16 protein-coding genes are annotated in these 16,463 nt (G+C 67.7%); 6 read left to right on the top strand and 10 right to left on the bottom strand.

Features of this window, described 5'->3' with window-relative positions:
- Positions 1-36: 36 nt before the first annotated feature.
- The 5 genes from AC1DY7_RS00425 to AC1DY7_RS00405 all read right to left on the bottom strand — a co-directional run bounded on the left by AC1DY7_RS00425 (position 37) and on the right by AC1DY7_RS00405 (position 5,092).
- Positions 37-1,548: an aldehyde dehydrogenase family protein gene (locus AC1DY7_RS00425; protein ID WP_477491674.1), complete on the bottom strand. Its 1,512-nt coding sequence runs from the start codon at positions 1,546-1,548 to the stop codon at positions 37-39.
- Between the two features lie 53 nt (positions 1,549-1,601).
- Positions 1,602-2,126 carry a mycothiol transferase gene (locus AC1DY7_RS00420; RefSeq protein WP_477491673.1) on the bottom strand — a complete coding sequence of 175 codons (525 nt, stop codon included), beginning with the start codon at positions 2,124-2,126 and terminating at the stop codon, positions 1,602-1,604.
- A 46-nt stretch (positions 2,127-2,172) separates the two neighbouring features.
- A complete protein-coding gene (locus AC1DY7_RS00415) occupies positions 2,173-3,573 on the bottom strand; it encodes a hypothetical protein (protein WP_477491672.1) in 1,401 nt (466 codons plus the stop codon).
- 135 nt (positions 3,574-3,708) lie between these two features.
- Positions 3,709-4,665 (bottom strand): SDR family NAD(P)-dependent oxidoreductase, encoded by a 957-nt coding sequence (locus tag AC1DY7_RS00410; protein WP_477491671.1) that lies wholly within the window; start codon positions 4,663-4,665, stop codon positions 3,709-3,711.
- Positions 4,666-4,702: 37 nt separating this feature from the next.
- Positions 4,703-5,092: a VOC family protein gene (locus AC1DY7_RS00405; RefSeq protein WP_477491670.1), complete on the bottom strand. Its 390-nt coding sequence runs from the start codon at positions 5,090-5,092 to the stop codon at positions 4,703-4,705.
- Positions 5,093-5,114: 22 nt separating this feature from the next.
- Between AC1DY7_RS00405 and AC1DY7_RS00400 the strand changes: the two genes are divergently transcribed.
- Positions 5,115-6,848, top strand: a complete 1,734-nt coding sequence (locus AC1DY7_RS00400; protein ID WP_477491669.1) for an N-acyl-D-amino-acid deacylase family protein — start codon at positions 5,115-5,117, stop codon at positions 6,846-6,848.
- Positions 6,845-7,402: a carboxymuconolactone decarboxylase family protein gene (locus AC1DY7_RS00395; RefSeq protein WP_477491668.1), complete on the top strand. Its 558-nt coding sequence runs from the start codon at positions 6,845-6,847 to the stop codon at positions 7,400-7,402. The genes AC1DY7_RS00400 and AC1DY7_RS00395 overlap by 4 nt, the downstream gene beginning before the upstream one ends.
- Here AC1DY7_RS00395 and AC1DY7_RS00390 read toward each other — a convergent pair.
- Positions 7,391-8,197 (bottom strand): SDR family NAD(P)-dependent oxidoreductase, encoded by an 807-nt coding sequence (locus AC1DY7_RS00390; RefSeq protein ID WP_477491667.1) that lies wholly within the window; start codon positions 8,195-8,197, stop codon positions 7,391-7,393. The two genes, AC1DY7_RS00395 and AC1DY7_RS00390, sit on opposite strands and share 12 nt — an antisense overlap.
- A 16-nt stretch (positions 8,198-8,213) precedes the next feature.
- Positions 8,214-8,840: a TetR/AcrR family transcriptional regulator gene (locus AC1DY7_RS00385; RefSeq protein WP_477491666.1), complete on the bottom strand. Its 627-nt coding sequence runs from the start codon at positions 8,838-8,840 to the stop codon at positions 8,214-8,216.
- Positions 8,841-8,895: 55 nt separating this feature from the next.
- Between AC1DY7_RS00385 and AC1DY7_RS00380 the strand changes: the two genes are divergently transcribed.
- The 3 genes from AC1DY7_RS00380 (at position 8,896) to AC1DY7_RS00370 (ending at position 12,238) form a co-directional block, all read left to right on the top strand.
- Positions 8,896-9,969 carry an oxygenase MpaB family protein gene (locus tag AC1DY7_RS00380; RefSeq protein ID WP_477491665.1) on the top strand — a complete coding sequence of 358 codons (1,074 nt, stop codon included), beginning with the start codon at positions 8,896-8,898 and terminating at the stop codon, positions 9,967-9,969.
- Positions 9,970-10,046: 77 nt separating this feature from the next.
- Positions 10,047-11,366: an MFS transporter gene (locus AC1DY7_RS00375; protein WP_477491664.1), complete on the top strand. Its 1,320-nt coding sequence runs from the start codon at positions 10,047-10,049 to the stop codon at positions 11,364-11,366.
- Between the two features lie 62 nt (positions 11,367-11,428).
- Positions 11,429-12,238 carry an endonuclease domain-containing protein gene (locus tag AC1DY7_RS00370; RefSeq protein ID WP_477491663.1) on the top strand — a complete coding sequence of 270 codons (810 nt, stop codon included), beginning with the start codon at positions 11,429-11,431 and terminating at the stop codon, positions 12,236-12,238.
- 99 nt (positions 12,239-12,337) lie between these two features.
- Here the strand turns inward: AC1DY7_RS00370 and groL are convergent, their stop codons facing one another.
- The gene (gene groL, locus AC1DY7_RS00365) at positions 12,338-13,963 is read right to left on the bottom strand and encodes a chaperonin GroEL (protein WP_477491662.1); all 1,626 of its coding nucleotides are present in this window, start codon (positions 13,961-13,963) and stop codon (positions 12,338-12,340) included.
- Between the two features lie 179 nt (positions 13,964-14,142).
- The gene (locus tag AC1DY7_RS00360) at positions 14,143-14,685 is read right to left on the bottom strand and encodes a TetR/AcrR family transcriptional regulator (RefSeq protein ID WP_477491661.1); all 543 of its coding nucleotides are present in this window, start codon (positions 14,683-14,685) and stop codon (positions 14,143-14,145) included.
- Positions 14,686-14,783: 98 nt separating this feature from the next.
- Here AC1DY7_RS00360 and AC1DY7_RS00355 point away from each other — a divergent pair, with 98 nt between their 5' ends.
- Positions 14,784-15,713, top strand: coding sequence for an SDR family NAD(P)-dependent oxidoreductase (locus AC1DY7_RS00355; RefSeq protein WP_477491660.1), 930 nt, complete (start codon positions 14,784-14,786; stop codon positions 15,711-15,713).
- On the opposite strand, the gene AC1DY7_RS00350 is transcribed toward AC1DY7_RS00355, so the two are convergent.
- The gene (locus AC1DY7_RS00350; RefSeq protein ID WP_477491659.1) at positions 15,687-16,442 is read right to left on the bottom strand and encodes a polysaccharide deacetylase family protein; all 756 of its coding nucleotides are present in this window, start codon (positions 16,440-16,442) and stop codon (positions 15,687-15,689) included. The genes AC1DY7_RS00355 and AC1DY7_RS00350 overlap by 27 nt on opposite strands.
- Between the last annotated feature and the right edge of the window lie 21 nt (positions 16,443-16,463).

Here is a 16,463-nt window from a genome sequence, read left to right as displayed (position 1 = left end):
TACCAGACGGTGTCGTCCGGGTGAACAGCAGGTGAGCTACTTGGCCTCGCGCTTGGGCCGGGACAGCGCCATCTTGGTCATCATCTTGTTCATCCGGGCCAGCGCCTTGAGCGAGTTGTTGTAGTAGTTGCCGCCTGCGCCCACGCTCAACCGCGGCAGCACGACCGTCTCCTGCCGGCAGAACTTGCGCACGCCGTCGACGCCGCCGAACCGCGCGCCGATGCCCGAGGTCTTCCAGCCGCCCATCGGGGCCGTCGTGCACATCAGGTTGGAGATGACGTCGTTGATGTTCACCGCACCGCAGTCCAGCTGCAGCGCAACATCCTTGGCACGGTCGAGATCCTTGGAGAAGACCGCCGCGCTGAGCCCGTACGGGCTGTCGTTGGCCAGGCGCACCGCCTCGCCCACCGAGGACACCTTCATGATGGGCAGCGTCGGGCCGAACGTCTCTTCGGTCATACATGCCATCGAGTGGTCGACGTCGACCAGCACCGTCGGCGGGTAAAAGCTGCCCGGGCCCTCGGGGCGCTTGCCGCCGGTCAGTGCCTTGGCACCTCTGGCCAGCGCGTCATCGACGTGGCGCGCCGTCACCGCCACCTGGGACTCGTCGATGAGGGCACCGAAGTCATAGCCCTCCCCGGCACCGACCTTCAGGTTCTGCACGGCCTTGACCACCGCCGCGACGAACTGGTCGTACACCGGCTCCAGGACATAGACCCGCTCCACCGACACACACGTCTGACCGGCGTTGAACATGCCGCCCCACACCGCGGCGTTGGCCGCCAGTTCGACATCGGCGTCGTCGAGGACGATCAGCGGATCCTTTCCGCCGAGTTCCAGGCTGACCGGGGTGAGGCGGCGGGCGGCCCGTTCCATCACCTTGACACCGGTGGTGCTGGAACCGGTGAACTGGATGTAGTCGGAGTTGTCGATGACGGCCTCGGACACCTCACGCGCACCCTGGGCCAGGGCCAGCACCTCGGGCGCGCCGGAGTCGATCCAGCCGCGCAGCAGCACCTCGGCGGTCAGTGGGGTGCGCTCGGACGGCTTGAGCAGGACCGAGGCGCCGGCTGCGAGCGCGCCGATGGCGTCCATCAACGCGTTGGCCACGGGGTAGTTCCACGGCGCGATGATCCCGACCACCGCGCGGGGCCGGTAGTGCACGGCGATCTTCTTGATCGACAGGAACGGCAGCGGGGCGGGCCGGGACTCCGGCGCCATCGCCTTCTCCACCGCCTTGATGTAGTAGGACAGGATCATGATCAGCAGCGGCACCTCTTGCGCCGCGTCCGTTGCCGACTTGCCCGTCTCGGCAATCAGCAGCTTCTCGATCTCGTCGCGGTGTTCCCCCAGCCAGACCGCGTAGCGGGCCAGCACCTTGGCGCGGCCCTTCGCACCGCGGGCCTCCCATTCCCGCTGCGCTTCGCGCAGGCCGGCGACGATGCGCGGCACGTCTGCGGGCGCGGTCCAGCGCACCTCACCCGCCACGGCACCCGTGGCGGGGTTGAGGATGGTCGCGATATCAGAGCGGTCTGCAGTGGCAGTCATAGGGCCATGCTAAACCGCGCGTGTGACGCAGCTCGCACCGGGGTTGACACCTGTCAACTTTGTGGCGCGATGCCCCGCACGTACGCCGCCTGACCGAGGTGCTGCGCGCCGTCGTCGATGATGCTGACCAGCCGCACGCTGGCGGTGACCGGTGGATTCCAGCGCTCGTCGACGATGCGCTCGAGCTCTTGCCCGTCCACCGACGCGATGTACTCCAAGGTGACCTTGTGCACCGCGCGGTAGTAACCCGACAGCAGGTCCGCCGGGGCGCGCACCTTGCCCACCTCGTCGGGCGTGTGCCCGTAACCCATGTCGTTACCGGGAAGGTCCAGGCCGAAGCGTTCCCGCCAGCCGTCCTTGATCCAGACCTGCTCCGCCCCGGCGATGTCGGCGAGCTGCACGTCGTGCTGGCGGGCGCTGTGCCAGATGAGCCAGGCAATGCTGTTGGCGTCCGGCGTGGGCCGCCACGAGGACAGCTCTTCGGTGAGGCCTTCGGTCAGTTCGTCGGCGTGCTCGATGAGCCGCGCGAAGGAGTCACGGAGCAATTCCCGGGCGGCGGCGTCGGCGTCACTGGTCATGATCGCCAACGTACTCGGGACGCCGACAAGTGAATCGTGGCCGGAATCAGGCGGCCGCGGCCTCGGCCTTGTCTCCCGCACCGGCCGGATCGGCCGCACCCGCGGAGGGCGCGTCCTTCTTCGCATCGGCACGATGGCGCCCGCCGGCCTCCCCTGATTCGGCACCGCGGTGCGACCCGCGCACAGCGGTCTTGTTCTCATCGGCGCCCTGGGACACCTTGTTGTCCCTGCGGTGGTGCCGGCCGGTTGCCCCGTCGTTGTCGTCGCCCTTTTTGACGTCGCTGTCCTTGACGTCGCTGTCCTTGGCGTCGGGTTCCGCCGCGCCGCCGTCGTTGAGCTCGGCGGCCGGCTGCTTGTCGACAACTGGGGCCGGGTCGGCGGGTTCGGTAACAGGTTCGGCCACAACGACTTCCGGCGCCTTGGCCTTAACATCTTGTACAGCATCGGGTTTCGAGTCCAGATCCGCGGCGGGTGTCACGTCTTCCGCCGTCTTGGGCACGTCGAGCGTTACCGCTTTCGCGGCCGCGAGCGGGGTTGCCGAAACCAGCGCGGTCGACGCCGCCGCTGCCGATGACGTGGCCAGGAACGGGGTGGGCGCGATGGGCGCAGGCAGGAGATCGAGTAGCTTTTCGACACCGTTGGCGATCGCCGTGTAGACGGCCTCGATCGGCGCACCGACGAAGGGCAGATACGTCAGAGGAGCGACGAAACTGTCCACGATCTGCCCGAGTAGGCCGTTGTACGGCTCGACCAGTCCACGCACCAGATTGCTGAGCAGGCCAGGGATTTCGGATGGATATCGCAATGCCGCCTCGAGAGTGGCCTCCAGGTCGTACGGCAGATAACCGAGGTAGCGCACCGTGGCCGTGATGGAATACAGCGGGGCCAACGCCAGCCAGTTGATGTCGTCCACGATATTGCCGACGAAGTTGTTGTTCACGAAGTCGTAGAAGGCATCCGAACCGGCGGTCGGGTCGGGTAGCGCATCCAAGAGTGAACCGATGCGGCCGGCCGTACCATTGACCGCCCCGGTAAGCCAGGTTCCGATCGGCGGCGGGAGCACCGAGGTGATATCCGTCAGCCCACCGACACCGTAACTGGCGAAGCCGCCGTACAACGGGTTCGTGTATTGCTGAGCGACGAAGCTGAGCAAGCTACCGATGATGGCGGGGTTACGGAGCGAGAGCACCACGGTGCTGAATGCGTAGTCGGGGCTCCACAGTGCCGCCTCGATGGGTGCTTCGACGATCGTCGTCGCGCCGCTCACCATCGTCCCGAAGTTGAACAACAGGTCAGTGACCACGGACGCCGACTGCACCGCTTGGCTACTCACGACGGGGGCGGCCTTCTCGGCCAGTGGCACCCATCCAGGCGACGCGGCGGCCACCACTCCCGCAGCCAAGAACGCCGCTGCCAACTTCGTGTGCGAACGAACCGTAACCGTCATGGCGTGCCCCCGAATCATTCACAGCCAGAGAACAGGACGGGCACAGAATACGACCGGAAATATCGGTCGGGTCAATAATTTTGGGCAACTCGGGTAGCGCAGTAGCCAGATTCACCCGTTCGGCTTACAGCACCTCTACAGCATCGCCAGCGACAGGTCCCACAGCCGCTCGGCGTTCTCCACATCCAGGGCGTAGGGCGCCACACCGCCGATCCCGCCGTCGCGACTGTCGACGACGACGGCCTCGTTGCAGTCCTCGAAATAGCGGCCGCCGACGCCGTCGACCAACGGCGAGGCTGCGAGCAGAACCGACGTCGCCGCGCCCTGCTCGACGCTCTTGAACCGGCTGCCGGCACGCCGGAACCGCTCCCGCGCTTCCTCGTTGTAGCCGAGCGGAAGGTGGCGTTGCAGTGCGGTCGCGATACCGCCGGGCATCAGGGCGTTGGCGGTGATCCCGTCCCCGGCCCAGCGCCGGCTCGCTTCGACGGCGAACAGGACGTTCGCCGTCTTGCTCTGCCCATACGCGCCGAACGGGTCGTACTCGCGGAACGCGTAGTCGATGTCGTCGAACACCACCGGCGAGCGCAGATGGCCACTGGAACTCACCGATACGATGCGCGCCCCGCCGGCCTGGCGCAGGGCGTCGTACAGGCCGATCGACAGCGCGAAATGCCCGAGGTGGTTCGTGGCGAACTGGAGTTCGTGACCATCCTCGGTCAGGGTCAGTTCCTGGACGGCCATGACGCCGGCGTTGTTGACCAGGATGTGCAGCGGTCCCGTCCACGAGCTTGCGAACGCGACGACGCTGTCGGGCCGGCTCAGATCCAGTGCCGAGACCGACACCGCGTCGTTGCCGGAGCCGGCGCGGATCTCCTCGGCGATGGGCAGCGCGGCATGGACGTCCCGCACCGCCAGGGTCACCGCGGCGCCGGCAGCGGCCAGCACCCGCGCCGTTTCCACCCCGATTCCCGACGAGGCGCCGGTGACGATCGCTGTCTTGCCGGTCAGGTCTACCCCGGCGATCACGTCTGCCGCGGTGGAGTCGAAACCGAACGGAGTCATGATGCGGTCGGCAACAGTCGGTGTACTCATAACGGGTACCAACCGCTGCCGGGCGGAATGATTCCCGTCAGGCTCCGGAATCAGCGCCGTGGAACACGGCCTCGATGTTGTTGCCGTCGGGGTCCCGGACGAACGCACCGAAGTAGCCCGGGTGGTATTCCGGCCACAACCTCGGGGCATGCAGCGATTCGGCCCCCAGGCCGACGGCCGCGTCATGAAACGCCTGCACCGCGGCGGTGTCGGCGGCCTGGAAAGCCACGTGCACCTCCCGGTTGGGCCCGCTGGCCTCTCCGGCGTTGACGTCGGCGATCCAGAAGTCGGGTTTGCCCTCGACGCCGTAGCCGATAGCCACACCGAAATCCATCTGCCGGGTGAAGCCGAGGACCCCCAACACGGTGTCGTAGAACTGCTGCGACTTGGCGAAGTCGGCACAGTTGATTCCCAGGTGATCGATCACAGATGCATCGTAGGTTCGAGGTATGACACATGAGCTAGTCATCCGAAACGGGACCATCGTCGACGGGACGGGCGGCGAACCGTACCCCGGCGACGTCGCCGTCACCGACGGTGTCATCACCGCCGTCGGATCCGTCCCCGGCGCCGGTGCCCGCGAGATCGACGCGACCGGCCTGCTGGTCACCCCCGGCTTCGTCGACCTGCACACCCATTACGACGGCCAGGCGATCTGGTCGGACCGGATGACCCCGTCCTCCGCGCACGGTGTGACGACGGCCGTGATGGGCAACTGCGGCGTCGGTTTCGCGCCGTGCCGGCCCGCCGACCACGAGACGCTGGTCGACGTGATGGCCGGCGTCGAGGACATCCCCGGCGTGGTGATGGTCGACGGCCTGCCCTGGACATGGGAGACCTTCCCGGAATTCCTCGACGCCGTCGAGTCCCGGCGCCGGGATATCGATGTCGCCGCCTTCCTGCCGCACTCACCGCTGCGCGTGTACGTGATGGGGCAGCGCGGTGTCGACCGGGAACCCGCGACAGCCGAGGATCTGTCGCAGATGCGCAAACTGGCCGCCGAAGCGGTGCACGCCGGCGCGCTGGGCTTCGCCTCGTCCCGGCTGACCATCCACAAAACCGAGAGCGGACAACCGATTCCGAGCTACGACGCCGGGCACGACGAGATCGAGGCGATCGCCCTCGGGATCAAGGACGCCGGGGGCGGACTCATCCAGTTCGTCCCCGATCTCTTGGCCGCGGACTACGAAGGCGCCCTGCAGGCGGTGTTCGACGTGGCCGCTGACGTCGAACTGCCGGTGACCTTCACCCTGGCCATCGGCAATGTCGGTCCCGCCCTGCACCTGGACGCGCTACGCATGGTCGAGAAGGCGAACAAAAACAGCGGCGCGAACGGCCCTTCAGTTACCGCGCAGATCTTCCCGCGCCCCATCGGCCTGGTGATCGGCCTCGAGCTGTCCGGCAACCCGTTCGTCATGTACCCCAGCTACCGCGCGATCGCGCATCTGCCGCTGGCCGAGCGGGTGGCCGAGATGCGCAAACCCGAAGTGCGCGAACGCATCCTCAATGACTCCCCCGCCAGCGACGGGCACCCGTTGATGTTCGCGGTGCAGGCATTCAACTGGATCTTCCCGCTGGGCGACCCACCGAACTACGAGCCCGACCGCGCCGACAGTATCGCCGCCAGCGCCGAGGCCCGCGGCGTCACCGCTCTCGAAGAAGCCTATGACCGGCTGCTCGACGACGACGGCCACGCCATGTTGCTGATCACGCTGGCCAATTTCCGGGACGGGTCGCTGGACACCGTCGCCGAGCTGGTGCGCCGTGACGACGTGGTGCTGGGTCTCGGTGACGGCGGTGCGCATTACGGGATGATCTGCGACGCAAGCTTTCCCACGTACATGCTGACGCATTGGGTGCGCGACCGGGCCACCGGCCGGCTCAGTCTGGCCGACGCGGTGCGGGAGTTGACGACGGCGCCGGCGCGGGTGGCCGGCCTGGCCGACCGCGGGCGCATCGCCGTCGGTTACAAGGCCGACCTCAACGTCATCGACCACGGTGCGTTGCGTTTGCACAAGCCGACGGTGGTCCACGACCTGCCCGCCGGTGGGCGCCGGCTGGACCAGACCGCCGACGGGTTCGTCGCGACCATCGTGTCGGGCGAGATCATCGCCGAGCATGGCGTACCCACCGACGCGTTGCCGGGCAAGCTCATTCGTGGCCGGCAGGCCGCACCCGCATGAGCCGCGTCGCGCCGCTGGCGCGCCCGTGGAGCGACGAGGACACCGCGGGCATCCAGGGCTGGGGCCACCCCGACCGTACCTATGAACCGCTGTTGCTGGTGCGCTGCCTGCAGCGTCATCCCACGTTGGCGGCCAAACTGCGCAAACTCGGCGAGGCGCTCTACGTCGACACCCGACTACCGCCGCGGGTGCGGACCATCGCGATCCTGCGGATCTGCGCACTGGTCGGCTGTGCCTACGAGTGGGGCGGCCAGGCGGCGTTCTGGGGACCGATCGCCGGGGTGTCCGAGGCCGAATGCGATGCGTTGGTCACCGGGGACCACCCGGGCTGGACGGAATCCGAAAGGGTGCTGATCGACGCCGTCGACGAGGTGGAGCGCACCGGGTCACTGTCCGCGGATACGTGGAATGCGTTGGGCGCCAGACTCGATGACGAGCAGCGGATGGAACTGCTGATCGCCGTCGGCTGGTACCGGACCATCTGCACGCTGTGCAACGGCCTGGACCTTCCGGTGGAGGGGTGGATGCGACCCTGGCCGGGCTCAGCCTCGTAGCGCGGGATGCTGTTTGGCCAGCAGTGGCAACAGCAGCCGCTTCGGGATGAGCTGAAGCACCCGAGTGCTGATCTGGCTGGGCAGCCCGGCGATCACGTCGCCCCGGTCGTGTTCGAGGGCATCGATGCCCACCCGTGCCACATCGCGCGAAGGCATCCACATGAATTTCGGGAACGCGTCGGCGAAGGTGCGCTCATCCATGCCGGCCGAGGACAGGAACTCGGTGCGCACCGGACCGGGGTTCAGAGTCGCGACGGTCACGCCGGTGCCCGCAAGTTCCGCACGCAGGCCCTCGGTGTAACTGCGGACGAAAGCCTTGGTTCCCGCATAGCCGGCCTGGCCGGGGAAGGGATGGAATCCCGCGGTGGAGCCGACGTTGAGGATGGCGCCCTCCCCGCGGGGCACCATCTGCCCGACGGCCCGGGTGGTCAGGTCGATGACAGCCTCGACATTGACACGCACCTGGGCGATCTCGGCTGCCGGGGTGGACTGCGCCACCGCACCCATGGTGCCGATCCCGGCGTTGTTGATCAGGATGTCCACAGCCAGCCCACGACGCTCGATCTCGTCGAAAAGTGTTGCGCGGGCTTCGGCGTCGGCGACATCGCACGGGATGACCTCGACCCTCGAGCCGGACAGTTCGGCCGCCAGCGCCTGTAGTTTGTCGGCGCGACGGGCCACCAGCGTGACTCCGTATCCACGCGAAGCGAGTTCACGGGCCAGGTCGGCGCCGATACCGGAGGAGGCGCCGGTGATGACGGCGGTGCTGGAGGGTGAGGGCGCGGGCAAGGACATGGCTCGAACCTACTCGTCAGGCCCCGCGGATCGCCCGGAACGCCGCCCGGCCGACCAGATCGCCCAGCTCCATGGCAGTGCACGGGTTGTCCTCGTCGAGCAGGCTGCGCACCGCACTCTCGGCCATCGAGACGAACATTTCGACCAGTACCGGCGCCTTGCGCTCGGCATCTGCGGTACCCCAGCGCTGCAGGTCGGGCCGCACCAGCTGCTCGAATTGCGCCGCGATGAGGCCCCGCCCCCGGGCGAATTTCTCCGCCACATCACGACCGGGATTGGAGCAGAACAACATTCGCCACGTATCGGGGTGCGCCGCGACGGTGCACAGCAGCGCCTGCATGCCGGCGACGTAGGCCGCTTCGGTTTTCGGGTGGCTGCCCGGAGCCGGGTAGGCGCTCAGCACACCTTCGGTGAGCGTGCGTTCTTCGCGCTCCAGGACCGCGGTCAGCACGTCGATCCGGTTGGCGTAGCACGCGTAGACCACCGGCCGGGTGACACCGAGCCGGCCGGCGATGGCCTCGATCGTGACGGCAGGAATGCCCTCGGCCAGCGCGATCTCCTTGGCGGCGTCCAGCACCTGCGGGCGCCTGCGCTCCGGCCCCAGGTGGGTTGCCCGCCTCTTGACGGCAGTTCCTACGGTCATGTAGGAAAATGCTACATCAGTGTAGGAAGTGCTGCGACGAAGGGGAGGATCGTTCATGGTGCTGCAACAACTCAGGACGCCGGTGCCGGCGGAGCCCGCCGAGGACTACGGCTTTTTCGGCCCCGATTCGGTGACGTGGAAGGTGTGGAGCTACCCCACGTCCCTGACCGTGGGATTCATCAGGGCCGTGGTGGTCGAGGAACTCGACCCGGCACTGGTCGCCGCGGTCGACAAGACCCATGACATCTACCGCCGGCCCCAGACCCGGTATGACCGCACATTGCACTACTTCGCGCTGGTCGCGTTCGGGGATACGCGGACCACCTCGAAGGCCGCCGACGTTCTGGTCAAGGTGCATTCCAAGGCAATCGGCAACGATCCGTACAGCGGAAAGCGTTACGACGCAAACGATCCCGAATCACAATTATGGATCCATCTGACGGCCTGGCATTCGATCCTGTTCGCCTATGAGACCTACGGGCCCGGCAAGCTGTCCGAGGAAGAGGAACGCCAGTATTGGGCGGAGTGCGCCGTCGCCGCCGAGTTGCAGACATGCGACCCGGCCGATGTCCCCCGCGACCGGGACGGGATCCGCGCCTACTTCGAGACCATGCGGCCACAGCTGGCCGGCTCGCCGATCGCCAGGGAGGCCATGGACCACCTGGCCGACGGGGCGACGCTGGTCTCCCCGCTGCGCGGCGTGTTCGCCCCGGCCACCTGGGTGATCAACCGGATCCTGCGCGCGGGCGTCATCGCGACCATGCCGCAGTGGATGCGCGAGATGGGCGGACTGCCGCAGTCCCGACGGATCGACGCGCTGGTGCGGCCGGTGTTGCGCGCGTCGTTCGCGGCGCTGCAGATCAGTCCGCCTGCCGTCCGCCTGCGGGTCATCCGGATCATCTCACCGGCGACGGTAGCCGTCGTCGCTCCCGTACTCAAAGGTGTTGTGCCACAACGGCGTGAGGTGCTCAGCCCCACCGAGGCCCGCGAACGGTACGGCTATGACAAGCCCGCCGACGCCCATCTGGAATGGCGGGCCCGCCAGCACCAGCGGGTCTTCACCGACGGCGCGGCCCCCAGTGACGACGGCCTCCTCGAATCGCAACCCATCCTGGGGCGGATCGGCTGACGGAGCGCATCGGCCTTTTGCTCATCACGCGCGTAACGCTGGTCAGCCCTGGCCTGCATATGAGCTGATTGACCGCTGTGACTGTGACCGATGCGCCGGCCCCCGGCAGCCAGGACCGGACCATCTCGCCGCAGGCGCGGACCGCCCTGTGGGCGAGCCTGGTCGGCACCACCATCGAGTGGTACGACTTCTTCCTCTACGCCACCGCAGCCAGCCTGGTGTTCAACCGCGCGTTCTTCCCCGACCAGACGACGTTCGTCGGCACCCTGCTGTCCTTCGCGACGTTCGCGGTCGGCTTCCTGGTGCGGCCCATCGGCGGGTTCGTCTTCGGTCACGTCGGGGACCGCATCGGCCGCAAGAAGACCCTGGCGCTGACGATGCTGCTGATGGGTGGGGCCACCGCGCTGATGGGTCTGCTGCCCACCGCCGCGCAGATCGGTGTGGCCGCGCCGATCCTGCTGCTGTTGCTGCGCATCGTGCAGGGGTTCGCGCTCGGCGGCGAATGGGCCGGCGCGGTGCTGCTGGCCGTCGAGCACAGCCCGACGCACAAGCGCGGACTGTTCGGCAGCGTCCCTCAGATCGGGTTGGCCCTCGGCCTGGCGTTGGGCACCGGGGTGTTCGCCGTCCTCCAGACCGCGCTGTCGGATGCGGCGTTCCTGGCCTACGGCTGGCGCATCGCGTTCCTGTTGAGCATCGCGCTGGTGGCGTTCGGTGTCGTGGTGCGGCTCAAAGCCAGCGAGACACCGGCATTCGAGAAGGTGCGCGACCGCGATGAGCGTGCGGCCGTGCCGTTGCGCGAGGTGTTCAAACCGCCGGTGCTGCGCTCCACGGTGCTGGGCATGCTGTCCCGGTGGGGCGAGGGCGCGGCCTTCAACACCTGGGGCGTGTTCGCCATCTCGTACGCCACCACCACCTTGAAGCTGGAGAAGGTACCGGTGCTGGTATCGGTCACGGCCGCCGCGCTACTGATGGCGATTCTGCTGCCGGTCTCGGGTCTGCTGACCGACAGGTACGGCGCCAAGCGGGTCTACGCCACCGGCATCGCGGCCTACGGGCTTGCCGTGTTCCCGGTGTTCGCGTTGTTCGGCACCAAGAACATCGCGCTGTATGCGGTGGCCATGCTCATGGTGTTCGGCGTCATCCACGCGCTGTTCTACGGGGCGCAGGGCACGCTGTATGCGTCATTGTTCCCGGCCCGAATCCGCTACACCGGCCTGTCCACGGTCTACCAACTCTCCGGGGTGTACGCCTCGGGGCTGACCCCGCTGATCCTCACGGCGCTCATCGGTGCCGCCGGGGGCGCACCCTGGATCGCGTGCGCGTACCTCGCCGCGACCGCCGTGATCAGTGTGGCGGCCACGCTGGCACTCAAGCCGACCCCGCTGGCCGACATCTGAGTTATCCACAGATCGGCGATCGGGGCTATCGGTCTCGGGCTCCCGTGCGCTGCCATTGAACGGTGATCGAGCACATTCTCGCCGCGAACGGTGGCGTGGTGTCCACCGCACAATTGCGCGCCGCCGGTATCAAGAAACACGGATGGCCGCAGGTGCGGCGTGGCTGGTATGCCAGTCCGTCGGCCGATCCGCTGGTCGTCCGCGCCGTCTCGGCCGGCGGTGTGCTGGGATGCACCTCGGCGTTGCGCCTCCGCCAGGTATGGGTCCCTGATTCCGCACTGCACATCCGGTATTCGTCGCGGGCCCGGCGGTCCCGTACGGGTGTCCGGTCCTGCCAGCCCTACCGTCTGGATCCGCCCATCATCGGAGCAGTGGACCCGATGGACATCGCGGTCGCGTCGGCGGCGAACTGTCTGGGCGCCGAAGGGCTTGTCGTCGTCCTGGATTCGATGCTGAACAAACGGATCATCGAGGTGGCCGATGCGCGGGCGGTCTTGTCGGCGTCACGCTTCGCAGGTCTGAATCTGGCCGAGCGGTGCGACGCGCGCAGCGAGTCCGGCACCGAGACCATCATCCGGTTGCGATTGCGAGCCAACGGGATACGCCTGCGGACCCAGGTGCACATCCCGGGGGTGGGCCGGGTGGACTTCCTCGTGGGCGATCGACTCATCATCGAAGCCGACAGCCGCGAGCACCATCTGCCCAGATACCAGGCCGACCGGACCCGGGACAGGGTCGCAATCGGCATGGGGTTCGTGGTGATTCGGCTGACGTATGAGGATGTTGTCTACCGCTGGGACGTGGTGCTTTCCGACGTCCTGTCGGTGATCCGCCGGCGCGCACATCGGGGACCGATTGCAATGTCACCCTGACAGCCTCACCGTGCCCATATATCCACGGCGACGCTGTCAGGGTGACATTGCGAAAGGCCCGGCCCCGCGAACGGGACCGGGCCTTCGGAAATACAGGACTTAGAAGTCCATACCGCCCATGCCACCGGTCGGGTCGCCCGCGGGCGCCCCGGCCTTCTCCGGCTTGTCGGCGACGACGGCCTCGGTGGTGAGGAACAGGGCCGCGATCGAGGCTGCGTTCTGCAGCGCCGAGCGGGTCACCTTCACCGGGTCGGCAACGCCGGCCTTGAGGAGGTCTTCGTAGACGTTGGTCGCGGCGTTCAGGCCGTGACCGTCGGGCAGGTTCGACACCTTCTCGGCGACGACACCCGGCTCCAGACCACCGTTGAAGGCGATCTGCTTGAGCGGAGCCGACAGCGCGACACGCACGATGTTGGCACCGGTCGCCTCGTCACCCTCGAGCTTCAGCTCGTCGAGCGCCGGAGACGACTGCAGCAGGGCCACGCCACCGCCGGCGACGATGCCCTCTTCGACGGCAGCCTTCGCGTTGCGGACGGCGTCCTCGATACGGTGCTTGCGCTCCTTGAGCTCCACCTCGGTGGCAGCTCCGGCCTTGATGACTGCAACGCCACCGGCCAGCTTGGCCAGGCGCTCCTGCAGCTTCTCGCGGTCGTAGTCGGAGTCGCTGTTCTCGATCTCGGCGCGGATCTGGGCCACCCGGCCGGCGATGGCGTCGGAGTCGCCCGAGCCCTCGACGATGGTGGTCTCGTCCTTGGTGATGACGACCTTCCGGGCGGTGCCCAGCAGAGCGACATCGGCGGTCTCCAGCGAGAGGCCGACCTCTTCGCTGATGACCTGACCACCGGTGAGGATGGCGATGTCCTGCAGCATGGCCTTGCGGCGGTCACCGAAGCCCGGGGCCTTGACGGCCACAGACTTGAAGGTGCCACGGATCTTGTTGACCACCAGGGTGGACAGGGCTTCGCCCTCGACGTCCTCGGCGATGATCAGCAACGGCTTGCCGGACTGGATGACCTTCTCCAGCAGGGGCAGCAGGTCCTTGACCGTCGAGATCTTGGACGACACCAGCAGGATGTACGGATCCTCGAGGACCGCTTCCTGACGCTCGGCGTCGGTCACGAAGTAACCCGAGATGTAGCCCTTGTCGAAGCGCATGCCTTCGGTGAGCTCCAGCTGCAGGCCGAAGGTGTTGGACTCTTCGACGGTGATGACACCCTCGTTGCCGACCTTGTCCAGAGCCTCGGCGATCAGGTCACCGATGGACTGGTCACCGGCGGAGATACCGGCGGTGGCAGCGATCTGCTCCTTGGTCTCCACCTCCTTGGCGGTGGCGAGCAGACGAGCCGTGACGGCCTCGACTGCCTTCTCGATGCCGCGCTTCAGGCCGAGCGGGTTGGCGCCGGCAGCGACGTTGCGCAGGCCTTCGCGAACCAGGGCCTGGGCCAGCACGGTGGCGGTGGTGGTGCCGTCGCCCGCGACGTCGTCGGTCTTCTTGGCGACCTCTTTGACCAGCTCAGCGCCGATCTTCTCGTACGGGTCCTCCAGCTCGATCTCCTTGGCGATGGAAACACCATCGTTGGTGATCGTGGGGGCGCCCCACTTCTTCTCCAGGACGACGTTGCGACCCTTGGGGCCGAGCGTCACCTTTACGGCGTCGGCGAGGGCATTGAGGCCCCGCTCAAGGCCGCGACGGGCCTCTTCGTCATACGCAATTGTCTTGGCCATTGCGAAGTGATTCCTCCGGATTGGGAACTGCACGTCTGTTGGTCGGGCGCAGTGCCCGCGACGGACGGCTGGGGTGTGCTCCCTAGCCTCACCGGTCCCGACCTAGCACTCACGTATCGAGAGTGCCAAGTACGTTCTTAGCACTCGACCAGGGCGAGTGCAAGGTAATCAGGTGCTGTTCACCGCGGGCGCAGCCCGTCGAACACGACATCGATGACGTGTTCGGCGACCGCTGGGTTGTACTGCTGGACGGCCTGGCACCCCACCAGGAGTGCCTTCACCTCCGGCACGGTGACGTCGGTGCGCGCGGTTCCGGCGCGCTGGGCGGCGGCCAACAGGTCACCGATCATCGCGAGGAAATCGACCTCCGCCTGCGGGACCACGCAGTTGATGTCGATCCCCAGGCCGGCCAGGGCGTCGACCAGGCCGCGGTCGGCCGCGCCCCACTGCAGCACCATCGACCGCATGAAGGTGAACAGGCCGTCGCCCTCATCCGAGGAACCCAACAACGCACGGCCCTGTTCGACGATGGTCCGGATCCGTTCGTCGACGACCGCCCGGTACAGATCCTCCTTGGCGGGGAAATGCCGGTAGACCGTGCCCGCCCCCACGCCCGCCCGGCGCGCGATCTCGTCGATCGGCACGCCCAGGCCGTCGGCGGCGAAGGTCTCGTAGGCGACCTCGAGCACCCGCGCGCGGTTACGGGCCGCATCAGCGCGCATCGGCAAGCACCTCCGGGAATAATCAAACGGGGCGTGCGTTCCGTATAGTCGGAACCAACCGGAGAATACTCTCCGCTTACCCTCAACAGGAGTTTCTCATGTCGCACTGGAACACCGCCAACATTCCCGATCAGACCGGTCGCACCGTCGTCATCACCGGCGCCAACACCGGCCTCGGCTATGAGACCGCCGGCGCCCTGGCCGGCAAGGGTGCCCACGTCATCCTGGCCGTGCGCAACCTCGACAAAGGCGCTGCCGCTGCCGAACTGATCGGCCGCCGCCACCCCGGCGCGCAGGTCAGCGTTCAGGAACTCGACCTGGGGTCCCTGGAGTCGGTCCGGGCCGCCGCCGACGCGCTGCGCGACGCACACGACCACATCGACCTGCTGATCAACAACGCCGGGGTGATGTACCCGCCGAAGGAGACCACCGCCGACGGGTTCGAGCTGCAATTCGGCACCAACCATCTCGGCCACTTCGCACTCACCGGCCTGTTGTTGGACCGGCTGCTGCCGGTGCCCGGATCCCGCATCGTGACAGTCAGCAGTATCGGGCACCGCATCAATGCGGCCATCCACTTCGACGATCTGCAGTGGGAGCGCAGCTACAACCGGGTCGGTGCCTACGGCCAGTCCAAGCTCGCCAACCTGCTCTTCACCTACGAACTGCAGCGGCGCCTCGTCGGCCAGCGGACCACGGCGCTGGCCGCGCATCCCGGGGGTTCAGACACGGAGCTGATGCGGCACCTGCCGCGCGCTTTGCAGTCCACCGTCCCGCTGCTCAAGCCGCTGTTCCAGGACGCGGCAGCCGGTGCGCTGCCGACACTGCGCGCGGCCGCGGATCCCGGAGCGATCGGCGGCCAGTACTTCGGCCCCGATGGCCTCGGCGGGACCAAGGGCCATCCGAAGGTCGTGCCATCCAGCGACCAGTCCCACGACGCCGGACTGGCGCGCCGGCTGTGGACGGTCTCCGAAGAGCTCACCGGCGTCACGTACCCCGCCTCATTGGACCGCTCTGTCCCGCAGTGACACGAACTCCCAGCCGGCCGCCCGCAGCTGCGGTATCGCCGCGGCGTAGCCGGCGCCGGTGCCCGCCTCCGGGTGGTTCATGTGGGAGATCACGATCGCCCCGGGGGCGGCACCGGTGACGTTGGCGCGCACCTTCGCCGCGGGCAAGGTCGCGCCGGCGTCGCCGTTGACCGCGAACCCCAGCGGCTGCTCGCCGAGCTGGTGCACGATCCCGACGGCGACGTCGTCGTAGTGCGCGGTGCCGGGCCGGAAGAAGCGTGGTGCGCGGCCGGTCAACGCGGTGAGCTTCTGGTGGTTGGCCCACACCTCGTCGGTCGCCTCGGCCACCGAGCGGGTGCCTGCGATCCCATAGGCCGAGCGCCCCGTCACCGACAGCGGGACATGGCGGGTCCCGTGGTTGCCGATTTCGAACAGCGGGTCGGCGGCCAGCTGGGCGGCCCGGTCGGGGTGCTGGTCCATCCACTTGGCATTGAGGAACAACACGGCGGGCACCTGGTTGCGACGCAGGGTGTCCAGTAGCGCGTCATCGCACCCGCCCCGGCAGGCGTCGAAGGTCAGCGCGAGCTGACGGCCATCGGGCACGAAGGACGTCGCGATTCCCGGCAGCGCCATCCCCCATTGCGTCGGCACCCGCGCCGCCGACGCCTGCGGGGCTTCGGCTCCCGCGGCTCCCGCGGCGCATGCGGCGACGGTGGCGGACCCGGCCGCCAGGAACATGCGCCTGGTCATCACCTGACCGGAGGCTAGGCA

Source organism: Mycobacterium sp. P2_H7 (assembly GCF_056403275.1).
The sequence above is the reverse complement of the archived record's forward strand: the minus strand, read 5'-3'. Positions and strand labels throughout refer to the sequence as shown.

Coding starts and splice junctions, on each gene's coding strand:
- AC1DY7_RS00415 (WP_477491672.1), bottom strand. CDS start 3,573: ATGACGGTTACGGTTCGTTCGCACACGAAGTTGGCAGCGGCGTTCTTG.
- AC1DY7_RS00400 (WP_477491669.1), top strand. CDS start 5,115: ATGACACATGAGCTAGTCATCCGAAACGGGACCATCGTCGACGGGACG.
- AC1DY7_RS00395 (WP_477491668.1), top strand. CDS start 6,845: ATGAGCCGCGTCGCGCCGCTGGCGCGCCCGTGGAGCGACGAGGACACC.
- AC1DY7_RS00360 (WP_477491661.1), bottom strand. CDS start 14,685: ATGCGCGCTGATGCGGCCCGTAACCGCGCGCGGGTGCTCGAGGTCGCC.
- AC1DY7_RS00410 (WP_477491671.1), bottom strand. CDS start 4,665: ATGAGTACACCGACTGTTGCCGACCGCATCATGACTCCGTTCGGTTTC.
- AC1DY7_RS00420 (WP_477491673.1), bottom strand. CDS start 2,126: ATGACCAGTGACGCCGACGCCGCCGCCCGGGAATTGCTCCGTGACTCC.
- AC1DY7_RS00350 (WP_477491659.1), bottom strand. CDS start 16,442: ATGACCAGGCGCATGTTCCTGGCGGCCGGGTCCGCCACCGTCGCCGCA.
- AC1DY7_RS00380 (WP_477491665.1), top strand. CDS start 8,896: ATGGTGCTGCAACAACTCAGGACGCCGGTGCCGGCGGAGCCCGCCGAG.
- groL (WP_477491662.1), bottom strand. CDS start 13,963: ATGGCCAAGACAATTGCGTATGACGAAGAGGCCCGTCGCGGCCTTGAG.
- AC1DY7_RS00385 (WP_477491666.1), bottom strand. CDS start 8,840: ATGACCGTAGGAACTGCCGTCAAGAGGCGGGCAACCCACCTGGGGCCG.
- AC1DY7_RS00390 (WP_477491667.1), bottom strand. CDS start 8,197: ATGTCCTTGCCCGCGCCCTCACCCTCCAGCACCGCCGTCATCACCGGC.
- AC1DY7_RS00355 (WP_477491660.1), top strand. CDS start 14,784: ATGTCGCACTGGAACACCGCCAACATTCCCGATCAGACCGGTCGCACC.
- AC1DY7_RS00425 (WP_477491674.1), bottom strand. CDS start 1,548: ATGACTGCCACTGCAGACCGCTCTGATATCGCGACCATCCTCAACCCC.